Consider the following 615-nt stretch of genomic DNA (forward strand, 5'->3'; position numbering starts at 1 on the left):
CCCGCCGTTATAAGCTCCTCAAAATAAGAGAGGAAGAAAGTTAATAAAAGGTTGCGAATATGAAAGCCGTCAAAGTCCGCGTCTGTGGCGATTACAATTCTTGCGTAGCGCAAGCCTTCAATATCATTATCAATGCCGAGAGCCATCATCATGTTAAAAAGTTCTTCGTTCTTGTAAATTGCGGCGCGTTTTTTGCCGTACACATTTTCCACTTTGCCGCGCAGTGCGAAAATAGCCTGAGTCATTACATCTCGGCTGGAAACAATCGAGCCTGCCGCCGAGTCGCCCTCTGTTATAAAAATTGTAGATTCTTCCCCGTCCTTGCCGTCGTCAAGGTGGTATTTGCAGTCTTTTAACTTTGGAATTTTAAGGGCGATTTTTTTCGCCGCTTCCCTAGCTTCTTTTTTGACGGCGTTTAATTCCGTGCGCAAGGATTCGTTGGCTATTATTTTATGCTCCAATTTTTTACTTGCTTCGGGGTTTTTGTGCAACCAGTCTTCAACGGCATTGCGCACTTCCTGCACAACCCATGCGCGTATGTCTGAATTGCCAAGTTTGTTTTTTGTCTGGCTTTCAAAGACTGGACTTTTTATTTTAATGGCGATTGCGGCGGTT

1 protein-coding gene is annotated in these 615 nt (G+C 44.4%); it reads right to left on the bottom strand.

All coding sequences use genetic code 11. The features are described from left to right. Positions 1 to 615: toprim domain-containing protein (locus tag ACYVTD_RS15495; RefSeq protein ID WP_461248594.1), on the bottom strand; the 615-nt coding region annotated here is incomplete at both ends.

The organism is Treponema sp. R6D11 (genome assembly GCF_054786075.1).